Here is a 13,239-nt window from a genome sequence, read left to right as displayed (position 1 = left end):
AGCTTTTTATGAAAAGAATAACAGTATTCTGCGGATCAAGCGCAGGTAAAAATGGAAAATACAGTGCGCAAGCTTTTCAATTGGGAAAGCTATTAGCTCAAAAAAATATTGGAGTTGTTTATGGTGGAGCCAAAATCGGCTTGATGGGCGCAGTGGCGGATGGCACTTTATCAGAAAATGGAGAAGTAATTGGTGTTATTCCCGATTTTCTGCAAACCAAAGAAGTAGCGCATACCGAATTATCTGAAATGATAGTGGTAGAATCCATGCATGAGCGAAAACTCAAAATGCATGATTTGGCAGATGGTTTTATTGCTTTGCCAGGAGGTTTCGGCACTATGGAAGAACTTTTTGAAATCCTGACTTGGGGACAATTGGGATTGCATAGCAAGCCGGTAGGCTTATTGAATATAGAGGATTTCTATCAACCTCTCTTGGAAATGCTTTCTCAAATGACTGCTCAGGATTTTTTAAAAGAGATTAATAGAGATATGTTACTGAGCGATCATGATATTGATGCTCTGCTCAGAAAGATGGAGCAATATCAAGCGCCTGAAACGCCCAAATGGATTCGGGAAACTGAGACTTGAGAGATTCAAAATCGGTCATCTGCTGATTTCAGTATTTTATCATTCTATTTCAGTATTTAAAGAACTTTCAGCGAATCTTTGATTTAGAGTAACAATACCTTTCTCATTCGTAGTGCTATCTGTAGTTTTATTATTTAAACAAAAATTATAAAATGATGAAAATGAGAGTTTTTGCAACCGCTATTTTGTTAATTTTCGCAACCGCAGTATTTGCTCAGCAACAAATGCCAATGCCTCGGCAGCAAAAGCAGGAGGTTTCGACAGATTTTAGCCAAGATGAAATCGAGACTTTTGTGGAGGCAAATTTAGATGTTACTAAAGTTCAGCAAGAGGCACAGAAGAAGTCCATGGCCATTATTGAAAAAAATGACTTGGATTTAGAGAGGTTTAATGAAATTGTTGCTATCCAGCAAGGGCAATCCGAAGAGGAAGCAAGTGAAGAGGAAATGAAGGCTTTCAACGCTGCAGCGCAAGAGATTATGGCAAGTAATCAAAAAACACAATCAGATATGATTGCAGCTTTAGAAAAGCATGAAATGAGTCAAGAAAAATATCAAAAAATCATGATGGCCTATCAACAAGATGAAGAGTTCAGAAAAAAAGTTGATACAGTAGTTCAGGCTAGATCAAATGGATAAAAGTAGATTTTACCTATATTCAAAAAGCCATTCATTATTTAAAATGAATGGCTTTTTTTAGTTTGTCTATTAAATAGACGAAATGGACTTGATTTAGAGCGTAAGGTCAATATCGAAATCTAACTTAACTCCAGCGTCCAATTCCACGTCATTTTTTTGGGTTTTTACTTCTACGAAACTGCCCTCAGCATCGAAAGACACAACTACTAAATCATAAGTGCCAGATGGCAAAAATGATAAATTGTAATTATCCTCAACATCTACAATAGCACTAGTAACGGCATTTGCGAAGACAACTCCATCTTCATTTGGTTCTGTTTCGTTTTCATTGTATTGATTGCTCTCATAAGCATAAACCACTAGGTTAGCATCAATACCTCCGCTTATAGTACCTGAGACAGAACCAACTTCAGCATCTTCTATCAATCTTAATGTAGGCTTCAGGATGTATTTACCAGAGTTTCCAGCTTTCACGACAGACTTTCGAACATCAAAATCGATGATTACAGAGGTAACTCCACCATCAGGAATTGTGAAACCTCCCACTACTTTATAACCGGATTGAGTTCCGCTAGGAACTGTAATTTCTTCTATAGAACCGTCATTGAATTTTAAGTAATGAGCAGGGTCTTGACTTTCTTGTGATGTTGAAAGCCCAAGCCTAACTTGGTTATATTGACCACTAGCTAATTCTGTTTCATCCAAAAAGAAAGTCTCCCCACCTTGAAGTTCTAATAGATTAATAGCTTCAGGCGTTTCGAATTCTTTTACCATATTCCATCCCTCAGGTCCCGATACCTCAACTTTTGAAATACTTATAACAACCTCTGATACGTTATCAGCTTCTAAAGGGCCATCAGTTAAATAGAAGGAAGCTTTTCCGTTACCACTTTCAATTCCATCGCAGCTATAAAAAAGTACTAGTGCTGCTAATCCAAAAATTTTCCACAAATTCTTCATAATATTATCATTTTTATGATTCAAAGTCATAACACAAAACTGCCAATATTATTTCATTAATCGATTAAAACATAGCGTTTGCCAACACATATGTAATGTTTGTGTGGATTTAGTTGTTTATTAATGTGGAATGTTAAGATCATTTTGCCAATGCTTTTACAATTCGATCCTCCTGAATAACAACATCTTTCATTAGCAGATTATGAGGAAATTCTTTGTGCTTTTTAGAATCTTTAAAGGCATCCAAAATATTATATAGACTCCTAGCTTTAATAAGAGACAAATTCAATTCATATTCAAGATTACATTCAGAAACAAAATCATCGCTAAATTCTGGAGCAATAAGAAGAGATTTAATTATGTTATAACCATTCTTCTCTGCTAATTTTACGTATGATTTCAGTTGCCTTGATACAGTGCTAAACTTATTAAAACCCTTTTCTTTAGAAGTTTTACACTCAACCAAAATTAATTGATTATTTCCAAGGTTTAATAATATATCGATCTTGTCCTTATTAGTATTCATATCTTTTCGGAGCTGTTCATCTACATTGAACTTTAGCTCCTCAAAAATCTTCTTAGTTAGATCTTCAAATTGAATACCTAAATCCGCTTCCTTAACATTTAAACCATTTTCTTTAATCTTATTTACATCTCTATAAGCGAAATGCTCATAATTCTCTAAAGATAGATTTTCAGCATCTTTGTATGATTCTAATATATTAAGAATGGTATTCCCTCTTGTCTTAATATCTAGTTTGTCGCAGAATCTTTTTAATTCCTTACTGTCAATTACTTCCAGCACATCGCGCGGTTTGATATTAAAATCTAACAAATATTCGCTGCTCAGAACATTATTATCCTGCAATTCAAATTCGTTTTTTAATAGGTCATTGGATTTTGGAAGTGTAGAATTCAAGTCATTTAAGAGTTGATCATAACCCTCCAGTGAAATCCCAACTCTTTCATCTCTTTCTATTTCATCAAAATATTGAATTATATTGTCCACTTTTTCTTCTATAGTACTTCCTTTGAGACTTTTATTAGTGTTTAATCCATTTTCAAACAAATCATTTAAGAATGCTTTCTTATCAGATAATTTAGTGCCGTTTTTGTAAATATCTGTTGTCAATAATGCAGTAAAAGGAATTCCTTCTTTTATGATCTTTTTAATCTTTTGATCAAAACTTACATTTTGCCAATCTATATTATGCTTTCTACATGCGAGGTTAATTTGAGGATCTTTTAAAGATCTAAGAACTCTGCGAAAGTATTTATCAGCTACATCCTTTTTACGGACTTTTCTTAAGTTTCTAATTATTTCGTCAGCCACATAAACCGTGTTCGTTTTCTTTGAGAAGAAGATCACCCCTATGTTTTTTAGTTCATTTATTATATCATCAATATTCTGTTTTTCAACCGGCAAAACCATGTAGTTTATAAGCCTTACCTCTTCTTGAGATAGTTCTAATTTGCTTGCTAAAGTTAGTAGAATAGATAATTCGTCTTGGGTGACTTTTTGATCTAGATTATTTCCTTTGTCATTGTTATAGGCAGTTTCTAAACAAGCCTTATAAATGTGATAATCTCTTTCTCGATAGTTATCTAAAATATTATTTTCTTTGTCGATTGTACTCCTTAGGTTCTTAATTTTCGATTTTAGAGATTTTATTTCGTTTTCATAAAGTCGTGCTAACCAATCGCTTTTCATAATGCAATTTCCGTCACGGATAATAATATCTATCAATACATCTAATTGGGAAGTGGTATCTTTGAATTCAAATTCAACATATTTTTGAAATTCAACTTCAATCAATTTGAAAACCTTAGCTATATTGATGTTGTCAATATTTTTTAATTCTCTATCACTTTCACTAAGTATCTTATCAATATCTTTTCGGTTGACAGGGTTTTCGGATATTATAGCATCTATGATTTTTAGGAATGAATTTTTTTCAAAAGAATTTAATTGGTCTAATACTTTTTCTAATTTCATGATTGAAAGGTTTTTTGTTAACCTTCAATCTATCTAAAAATATATTAATAAATTAATATTTATGAATGTAATAATGGTAACTATGAACTTTTTTAGATGAACCGTAATATTTTTTCTACAGACTGACCTTCCCTGTTCCTAAATCCTTCAAAAGAAAAAAAGCCTCTCAGATTTCTCCGAGAGGCTTTCGCTATAATCTATGATTTATTGATCCTTACTTAGAATCTTTTTTATCCTCATCATTTACTTCTTCATATTCTACGTCATCTACGCTATCACCGCTTTCGCCTTCAGCTTGCTGCCCTGCGTCTCCACCTGGCTGACCTTCAGCTCCTTGCTGTGCTTGGTAGATTTCTTGAGAAGCAGCTTCCCATGCTTTGTTCAATCCTTCCATAGAAGAATCAATTGCTGCCACATCTTGGCTGCTATGTGCTTCTTTCAATTTGGTTAAGGCTTCTTCGATGGCAGTTTTGTTGCCTTCAGATAGCTTATCGCCAAATTCTTTCATCTGCTTCTCCGTTTGGAAAATCAAAGAGTCAGCTTGATTGATTTTATCAATCTTTTCTTTCTCTTGCTTGTCGGACTCAGCATTAGCTTCCGCCTCTTTTCTCATTTTCTCGATTTCCTCATCAGACAATCCTGAAGAAGCCTCGATTCTGATTTTCTGCTCTTTTCCTGTTCCTTTGTCCTTAGCAGATACGTTCAAGATACCGTTTGCATCAATGTCGAAAGTAACTTCAACCTGAGGCACACCTCTTGGCGCTGGTGGAATTCCGTCTAAGTGGAACCTACCGATTGAACGGTTATCTTTTGCCATTGATCTCTCACCTTGCAATACGTGGATTTCCACTGAAGGCTGATTATCCGAAGCAGTACTAAATGTTTCTGACTTCTTAGAAGGAATCGTAGTGTTCGATTCGATCAATTTAGTCATTACTCCACCCATGGTTTCAATACCTAATGATAAAGGAGTTACATCTAGTAACAATACATCTTTAACCTCACCAGTTAAAACACCACCTTGAATGGCTGCACCAATTGCAACAACCTCATCAGGGTTTACACCTTTAGAAGGTTTTTTACCGAAGAATTTCTCTACTTCTTCTTGAATTCTTGGCATACGCGTAGAACCACCCACTAAGATTACTTCATCAATCTCAGAATTTGATAAACCAGCGTCTTCTAATGCTTTCTTAACTGGTGCCATTGATCTTTTTACCAAATCGTCAGCTAATTGCTCAAATTTTGAACGGCTTAATTTTCTTACCAAGTGTTTTGGCACACCATCTACTGGCATGATATAAGGTAAGTTCACCTCTGTTTCCGTAGAGCTTGATAATTCAATTTTAGCTTTCTCAGCAGCCTCTTTCAATCTCTGCAAAGCCATTGGGTCTTGCTTTAAGTCAATACCTTGCTCTTCTTTGAATTCGTTTGCTAACCAGTTAATGATTACTTGGTCAAAGTCATCACCACCTAAGTGCACATCACCATTAGTAGATTTTACTTCGAAAACACCATCACCTAGTTCTAAGATAGAGATATCAAATGTACCACCACCTAAATCGTATACGGCAATGTTTTGATCTTTATCTCTTTTGTCTAATCCGTAAGCCAAAGCTGCTGCAGTAGGCTCATTGATAATTCTTTTTACTTCTAATCCTGCAATTTGTCCGGCTTCTTTTGTTGCCTGACGCTCTGCATCATTAAAGTAAGCAGGAACTGTAATCACAGCTTCTGTCACTTCTTGTCCTAAGTAATCTTCTGCAGTAGACTTCATTTTCTGAAGGATCATTGCAGATAATTCTTGAGGAGTATAATTTCTATCACCTACTTTTACTCTAACTGTATCGTTATTTCCAGACTCTACTTTATAAGAAGCTATTTTTTTCTCTTCTGAAATTTCAGAAAACTTCTTACCCATGAATCTTTTAACTGATGCTATTGTGTTGGCAGGGTTGGTAATAGCTTGACGTTTTGCAGGATCACCTACTTTTCGTTCGCCTTTCCCCTCGTCCAAAAATGCTACAATTGAAGGAGTAGTTCTTCTACCCTCACTGTTGGGGATGACAACGGGCTCATTACCCTCCATTACCGCCACACAGGAGTTGGTAGTACCTAAGTCAATTCCAATAATTTTTCCCATGATCTATTTTATTTTTCTAATTCTAAATTCCTTTTCCCATCATGTAACAATGGATGTGCCAATAGGAAATGCGGTCATTTTGCATGACATTATGACATTTGTAGAAAGAATTTTTGTGGAATCGGCAGCTTTTGTAGGCAAATGATTTTCAAAAACCTTTATTTTGTCATTCTCATTCTAATAAGCTATAAATGATTCAAAAAGAACATGATCATATTGAAAATGAAAAACATGATTTTAAAATAGCATTGATAGCTGAAAATATTAGAACTCCAGAAAATGTGGGAATGATGATGCGATTATCGGAAGCTTTTGGAGTAGAGGAAATTTATTTTGTTGGTGACCAAGCTATTGATTTGACTACTAAAGTGAAAAGAGCTTCACGCAACACATACAAGACTGTAAATTATCAATTTGGATCTCCAAGATTGGAAACCTTAAAACATTTGATTGAAAGTGGTTACCACTCTATTGCTTTAGAAATTACAGATAGTAGTAAACCTTTGCAAAAATATAGCCGAATGGGGATAAAAAAAATAGCGTTGGTAGTTGGCTCTGAAAGGCAAGGAGTATCTGAAGAACTACTAAAGCTGTGCCAATACCATTATCATATCCCAATGTATGGAGAAAACTCTTCAATCAATGTGGTAAATGCTTTATCGATTGCACTGTATAAGATAACCGAAAATATACTTTAATTACTTTCCACTTTCACGATCAATTCTTCTATGATTTTTTCGATGCTCATTCCCTCTGCATCTGCTTTAAAATTTTTCACCAAACGGTGACGAAGCACTGGAATAGCTACTGCTTTCACATCTTCAATATCGGGTGAATATTTACCGCTTAATAAAGCATTACATTTAGCTCCTTTAATTAAGAACTGAGAGGCTCTTGGTCCAGCTCCCCATTCTAAATATTCATTCGTGATATTGAAAGCCTTTTCAGTGTTAGGTCTCGTGCTGTGTACGAGTTTTACAGCAAATTCGATGACATTATCAGGGACTGGGACCTTATTAACCAATTTCTGAAAGTATAATATTTCTTCTGATGTCATTACTGCATTTACGCCTTCAAGCTCTTGCCCTGAGGTCTTCACAATATCTAATTCATCTTCATAAGAGGGATAGTCTAAAGTAATATTAAACATGAAACGATCCAACTGTGCCTCCGGTAAGGGATATGTTCCTTCTTGTTCGATAGGGTTTTGAGTGGCTAACACAAAAAATGGATCAGGCAAGGCATAAGTTTCACCTGCCACGGTAACGTTTTTCTCTTGCATCGACTCTAGCAAAGCTGCTTGGGTCTTAGGAGGAGTTCTATTAATTTCATCTGCAAGAATGATATTATTGAAAATGGGGCCTTTAATAAATTTGAAATTACGATCCTTATCCAAGGTTTCAGCTCCGATAATATCTGAAGGCATTAAATCCGGTGTAAACTGAATACGATTAAATTTCAAATTCATAGCCGAAGCAACCGTATTAATTAATAAGGTTTTGGCTAAACCTGGAACGCCCACAAGCAAGCTATGGGAATGACAGAAAAATGAACTTATTACAAGTCTAATAACATCTTCCTGGCCAACAATTACTTTTGAAATTTCTTTTTTTAAGCTTTCGAATTTATCGTGTAAAGCATTTGCAGCTTCAACCTCATTTTCAAATTTCTCCATATTGATCAGTTAAGAATTTGGCAATCTTGATAATGCTCATCTAAAACTATGAAAACGTCAGATTTAGATTCTTCAAACCATTTTGCCAATTTTTCACTTCTTTTTTTATTTAAAGCTGCCTGCTTAATTTTTTGATAATCAACTCTGATGTCAGCTCTGTGCGGTTTAATCCTATCTTTGTAGAATAGAATTCTAACGGCTTGAGAGCGGTCTTGCTGACGAAAAATGATGGGTTTTGTAATACTTCCTACTTTCATCGTGTCAATGGTAAAGAAAACATTTGGATCCAATTCATCTACAGATATTTTTGTACCTCCTTCTTCACCTGCAATAAAATAACCACCACTTGAGGAGGTATTCATATCATCTGAGTATTCAGCAGCAGCTGCTTCAAAAGTAATACTGTCGTTAATGATTAATGTTCGAATACTGTCTAAATAATTTACTGATCTATCAATATCATTTTGAGTAAACTTAGGAAGGATGAGAATGTGACGTGTATTAAATTCATTCCCTCTTCTGTCCAAAAGCTCAATGATATGGAATCCAAAATCGGTTTCTACTGGTTTGGAAATTTCTCCGGGTTTTAGTCTAAGTGCTGTTGCCTCATATTCAGGAGCAAGCTGACCTCTACTAAAAAAACCGATGTTTCCTCCAGACTGCTTAGCGCCTGGTTCTTGAGAATATAACCTAGCAATATCTTCAAAATTTTCACCTTCTAGAATTCGTTCTCTTAATCCATTTAAACGAGCCTTGATATTATCTTTAGCTTCTTTACTCATGGTTGGCTTTTTCACTATTTGCCCAACCTGAACTTGAGTAGAATAAAATGGAAGGCTATCCCGTGGGATATCATCAAAGAAGCTTTGAACTTGTCTTGGAGTCACTTCAATATCGGAAGTTATGGTCCGTTGCATTTCTCCAATCACCATTTGTTCTCTTACGTCACTCTTGATTTCAACTTTGAATTCTTCAAGAGATTTACCGTAGTATTCTTCTATCTTTTCTTCCGACCCAATCTGTTGCACCATCATTTTCATTCGGTTTTCTAATTGAGCATCTACTTGTGCTTCAGATACAGTTACAGAATCAATTTCTGCTTTTGCCAGCATTAATTTATTAACGATAAGATTTTCTAAAACTTCGCATCGTGCCTGAGGACTTCTGCTGTTTCCGCCTCGGGAAAGAAAATCTTTGTAGGCAAGTGCCAAATCCGATTCAAGAACAATATAATTATCAACTTTAGCTATGATCTTATCGACCACTTCTCCTTCAGATTGGCTGAAAGACAAAAATGGCATCGTTAAAAATGCCAAAACACTTATTATTGATTTATGACTACTGATTGTAAATTTCATATTTGTTTGCACTCTTCGCTTTTTCAAAAACTTCCTCTTCTAGGTGATTGGCTATCGCCACTTTTCTTTTATTCAAAATTATTTGTTTGATATCATTCCGTACAAATTCTAAGGGAGATATTTGGTCTGATATTTTATATTCCTTAATTCTTAAGAAGTATAGATTTTCTTCATTTGAATCTTCAACAAATTTATTAGATTTTAAAAAATCGACTTTATTAGTCACTCCTACAAAAGGTGTATTTCTGATCGCTTCATCAAAATTGATCCAAACTGAATCTTCTAAAAAGTATGTTTCAGCAAATCGGAAACAATATGACTTCAATTCTTTAAAATCTTCTGGTTTATTTGAGTTAATAAGTTTTTTAAGTTGGTTGATTTTCGGAGCATCTTTGGTGACAGTAATAAAATAGCCTCTAATAATATTCTGCTTCAGTTCGAAATTATCTTTATTATTTTGATAGTATTCTAGGATTTCTTGATTAGTAACTACCGTATCCAAATTATTGCCTACATAGTATTTTTTATACTCATGCACCATCAATGCGTAGCGGTAATCTAAAACCTTTCGTTCTATAGAGGCCTGATCAAAATTTATTTTTTCAGAGGCTTCTGAGATGAGCAATTGCTTTTTTATCCATGAGTTGACGTATCGATTAACAAGATTAGCACTGTCCTTAGGGTTTATGTCCTTTGCTACGATTCCAGTCAAATCTTTTTGGTATAGCATAGAACTCCCAACTTTGGCAACAGGGATTTGTACTTCTTCAATTGCTTCTTCTTCGCTACTAAAATTTTTTAGATTGATATAATCACAACTTAGAAAACAACTAGAGAAAATAAATAGCGCTATGGTTATATGTTTATTCCTCAATTTTAGATTTTAATTTATTCAATACTTTCTCATTAATATTTACGCTATACTTTCCTTTCAGCGTTTCAATCCATTCTTTTTCCAGATGCTTTTGATAATCCTCCATCAATGCTGGTCTAGCTTCGTCAAAAGTTTTTTGTCTCGGTGGATAGCTTTTAAGTCCGAAGTCTAGTTCTATCATTCCGCTTTTTGATACACTTTTGATATATTCTCCTTCTATTTTGTTTTCCCATTTTGAATGCTCCGATACTTCAATTACTTCCGTAGAAGCAGTTTCGATGCTATTATTATATTGGGCTAATCGCTCATTTGCTTCCGAAAGCAATTGCAAATATATTTTATTTTCATCGGAATAGATAAGATTCACGACTTCCATATTTGTAAAAGTCTGATTTAACTCCTCATATAGCTTTAGAGAATCTTTTTGACTGATAGCTTCGGGTAGCTGTAAGCTTATAAAAGTTGCATATTCTTCATTATCCTTTATTTGCAGCTGATCACTGAGCTGTTTTGCGATTACATACTCCTTTTTTTCTGTTAACGGAAAGTAGCTACCATTTATTGGCTTTTTAAATGGTTTTATAGAGGAGGTGTCTGAAAATACGATGCGAGCAATTTTTAATTTCTTACCACTCCGATATTGACTTTTATTCTTATCGTAGAATTTTTTCAATTCAACGGTATCTTGTCCTACCTTGCTCCATACTTGTTGATTCATTATTTCGAATAAAAGTAGGCCATCTTTGTATTCTTGCCTCAAAAATCTGTATTCAGGATATTTGACTTCTAAATTTTCCTCTTCGAATTTAATAAGTTCAGCCTTCTCATATTCTTCTAACTCTTTGCTAAGCTCTTTTGAAGCATCGTAGGTTTGCAAAAAGTTATTTATAGAGTATTTGCTGTCAGAAATGGTAAATAAGGTCATTTCCAGTTCCTTCTTTTTAAATTCGTCCGTTCTTAAACGTTCTTTTGAATTTAATAGACTATAAGCATCAGGTCTTTTTGTGAAATTGTTCTCTGCTTTTAATTTTTTAATTACTTCAACCTCTTTTAATTCTGATCTTGTATCACGTTGCACTCTTCTGCTAAGGCTCTCGCGCATGCTTTCTAAGCTTCCAACACCTCTTTTATCTTCTAATTTCAAAATATGCCAACCATACGGGCTTTGCACAGGGCGGGAGATATCTCCTTTGTTTTCTAATTCGAAAGCGGCTGTTTCTAGGTTAGAAGGTAGGTTTCCAGCGCCAAACCAAGGTAGGCTTCCACCATTATCTTTTGTGTTTAAATCTTCCGATTCCGTGGTAGCGAGAATAAACCAATTTTCTCCTTTTTTCAGTTTCGCATAGATTTCTCTAACAGCTTTTTCAGTATTGACAGAATCTTCATTCGAAGCCTGTGGAGGAAATCTTTTCATAATATGCGCTACTTTGATTCTACCCAAAGTTTCTCGCTCATCATTTATTTTTATGAGGTGATAACCGAACTGCGTGCGGATGATGGGAGATATATTGCCGACTTGGGTTTCATAAGCAGCAGATTCAAAAGGATATACCATCTGAAATGCTGTAAACCAACCTAATAAGCCATTATTACTTGTGGCAGATGGGTCTTCAGAATAGGTTCTTGCCAAGGCTTCGAAACTTTCTCCCGCTTCAAATTTTCTTTTCACCTCGCTGATTTTTTGATATGCTTTTAAAGTGTCGTCAGCCTTGCCATCTTGATCAACTCTGATGAGAATATGACTTGCATTAATTTCTTTCTGTAAACGTTCGTAGGTTTCATCCACAAGTTCTTTATTGACTTTTTCGGCGGTTAGGTAGGGCTTTTTGATTTCTTCCAAATAGCCGTTTAGCTCCTTGTTATAAGCTTCTGTAGTATCAATCCCTTTTGCTTTTGCTTCCAAAACTTTAAGCTTGAAGTCAATATATAAATCTAGGTAGTCCTCTATCGGCTCTATTTCTCCTTTATTCTTATTACTTTTTTCATATGCATAAACAAATTCATCAGAATAGACAGCTAAAGAATCAATCGTAAATAAAGGATTTACTTCCTTAGTTTTTGGGGCTTTCTGGCTTGTTTTACATGAGCTTATGATTATAAATAGAAGAGGTAATAATAAAGCTTTGATGTTCCGCATTTGACTATAGTGAATTTTGGTTGGCAATTTATGTAATTGGATTCACACAGGAAAATATAAGGCAGTTGAGAGGTGATTAATTTGTGGTTTTTATTGGTGCTTAAATCTTTTATGCATGATACAGGTGTTCTTTTGTTCCTTATTTACAAATTCAACCTTATCCATAATCCTTCTAACGAGCATTAAGCCTATACCTCCTTTTTTCTTTGTCTGTACTACTTCTTGAATGGAAGGTTCTTTATATTTTTTTAAATCAAATTTTTCGCCTTCATCCGATATTTCAAATGTAACGCCATCTCTTTCCACAAAAACTTCAAGATTTATTGCTTCATTAGCATTGCAGTAATTGGAATGTATAATGAGGTTTGCACAAATCTCATCAACAGCCAAGACCATCTGATTAATTTCCAAGTCGTCATGAACATAGGCCTTTAACTTTTCGGTAATAAATTCCCGAATGTCTTTAAGGCGTGTTTTATCGCAATATACTTTAAGATTGAACTTCATGTAATTTCTCCTTCGCTTCCTTCTTGTCACTTACTATTGTCATCAACTGATCTAAGCCTAGAATCTGAAATACATTGGAGACTTTTTCGCTTAAACCATATATTACCATTTTGATACTTTTATTTTTGAAATCATCGATGTAAGACATAAAAACGCCTAATCCTGCTGAGGAAATGTAATTCAATTGGCTCCCGTCTACTAAAATATATTTCACTGAATCATCATTTGCTAATTCAGTCAGAGCTTCATCTAAATGGATACTAGAACTGGCATCTACATCGCCTTCTACCATAATGATGTGATCTTCTCCCTCAATATTTGTTGTTATGTTAATCATACAAGGTTTATTACGTGCTTATTT

General features: G+C 34.7%; 12 protein-coding genes. 3 read left to right on the top strand and 9 right to left on the bottom strand.

The window, feature by feature from the left end:
* Window positions 1-8: 8 nt before the first annotated feature.
* Both B9Y84_RS18300 and B9Y84_RS18295 read left to right on the top strand, forming a co-directional pair.
* Window positions 9-590 (top strand): LOG family protein, encoded by a 582-nt coding sequence (locus B9Y84_RS18300; RefSeq protein ID WP_085518850.1) that lies wholly within the window; start codon window positions 9-11, stop codon window positions 588-590.
* A gap of 161 nt (window positions 591-751) precedes the next feature.
* Window positions 752-1,228, top strand: coding sequence for a DUF4168 domain-containing protein (locus B9Y84_RS18295; RefSeq protein ID WP_176223837.1), 477 nt, complete (start codon window positions 752-754; stop codon window positions 1,226-1,228).
* Window positions 1,229-1,321: 93 nt separating this feature from the next.
* Here the strand turns inward: B9Y84_RS18295 and B9Y84_RS18290 are convergent, their stop codons facing one another.
* The 3 genes from B9Y84_RS18290 to dnaK form a co-directional block, all read right to left on the bottom strand.
* A complete protein-coding gene (locus B9Y84_RS18290; protein WP_176223836.1) occupies window positions 1,322-2,188 on the bottom strand; it encodes a DUF4382 domain-containing protein in 867 nt (288 codons plus the stop codon).
* A 139-nt stretch (window positions 2,189-2,327) separates the two neighbouring features.
* Entirely contained in the window at window positions 2,328-4,184 is a 1,857-nt protein-coding gene (locus tag B9Y84_RS18285; RefSeq protein WP_085518847.1) for a hypothetical protein, read from the bottom strand.
* Window positions 4,185-4,398: 214 nt separating this feature from the next.
* Window positions 4,399-6,327 (bottom strand): molecular chaperone DnaK, encoded by a 1,929-nt coding sequence (dnaK, locus tag B9Y84_RS18280; protein WP_085518846.1) that lies wholly within the window; start codon window positions 6,325-6,327, stop codon window positions 4,399-4,401.
* A 191-nt stretch (window positions 6,328-6,518) separates the two neighbouring features.
* Here dnaK and B9Y84_RS18275 point away from each other — a divergent pair, with 191 nt between their 5' ends.
* Window positions 6,519-7,025 carry a TrmH family RNA methyltransferase gene (locus tag B9Y84_RS18275; RefSeq protein ID WP_085518845.1) on the top strand — a complete coding sequence of 169 codons (507 nt, stop codon included), beginning with the start codon at window positions 6,519-6,521 and terminating at the stop codon, window positions 7,023-7,025.
* On the opposite strand, the gene B9Y84_RS18270 is transcribed toward B9Y84_RS18275, so the two are convergent.
* From B9Y84_RS18270 to B9Y84_RS18245, 6 genes are all read right to left on the bottom strand, one after another.
* Complete coding sequence (locus B9Y84_RS18270) at window positions 7,022-8,002, bottom strand: AAA family ATPase (RefSeq protein ID WP_085518844.1); 981 nt, start codon at window positions 8,000-8,002, stop codon at window positions 7,022-7,024. The genes B9Y84_RS18275 and B9Y84_RS18270 overlap by 4 nt on opposite strands.
* Before the next feature lie 5 nt (window positions 8,003-8,007).
* On the bottom strand, window positions 8,008-9,360 hold the full coding sequence (locus B9Y84_RS18265; RefSeq protein WP_085518843.1) for a peptidylprolyl isomerase: 1,353 nt from the start codon (window positions 9,358-9,360) through the stop codon (window positions 8,008-8,010).
* Entirely contained in the window at window positions 9,341-10,234 is an 894-nt protein-coding gene (locus B9Y84_RS18260) for a peptidylprolyl isomerase (protein WP_085518842.1), read from the bottom strand. Before B9Y84_RS18260 ends, B9Y84_RS18265 begins: the two co-directional genes overlap by 20 nt.
* A complete protein-coding gene (locus tag B9Y84_RS18255; RefSeq protein ID WP_085518841.1) occupies window positions 10,224-12,371 on the bottom strand; it encodes a peptidylprolyl isomerase in 2,148 nt (715 codons plus the stop codon). The genes B9Y84_RS18260 and B9Y84_RS18255 overlap by 11 nt, the downstream gene beginning before the upstream one ends.
* 90 nt (window positions 12,372-12,461) lie before the next feature.
* Entirely contained in the window at window positions 12,462-12,878 is a 417-nt protein-coding gene (locus B9Y84_RS18250) for an ATP-binding protein (protein ID WP_085518840.1), read from the bottom strand.
* Window positions 12,862-13,215 (bottom strand): STAS domain-containing protein, encoded by a 354-nt coding sequence (locus tag B9Y84_RS18245; protein ID WP_085518839.1) that lies wholly within the window; start codon window positions 13,213-13,215, stop codon window positions 12,862-12,864. Before B9Y84_RS18245 ends, B9Y84_RS18250 begins: the two co-directional genes overlap by 17 nt.
* Between the last annotated feature and the right edge of the window lie 24 nt (window positions 13,216-13,239).

Origin of the sequence: Marivirga sericea (assembly GCF_900177665.1) — a bacterium.
GTDB lineage: Bacteria > Bacteroidota > Bacteroidia > Cytophagales > Cyclobacteriaceae > Marivirga > Marivirga sericea.
The sequence above is the reverse complement of the archived record's forward strand: the minus strand, read 5'-3'. Positions and strand labels throughout refer to the sequence as shown.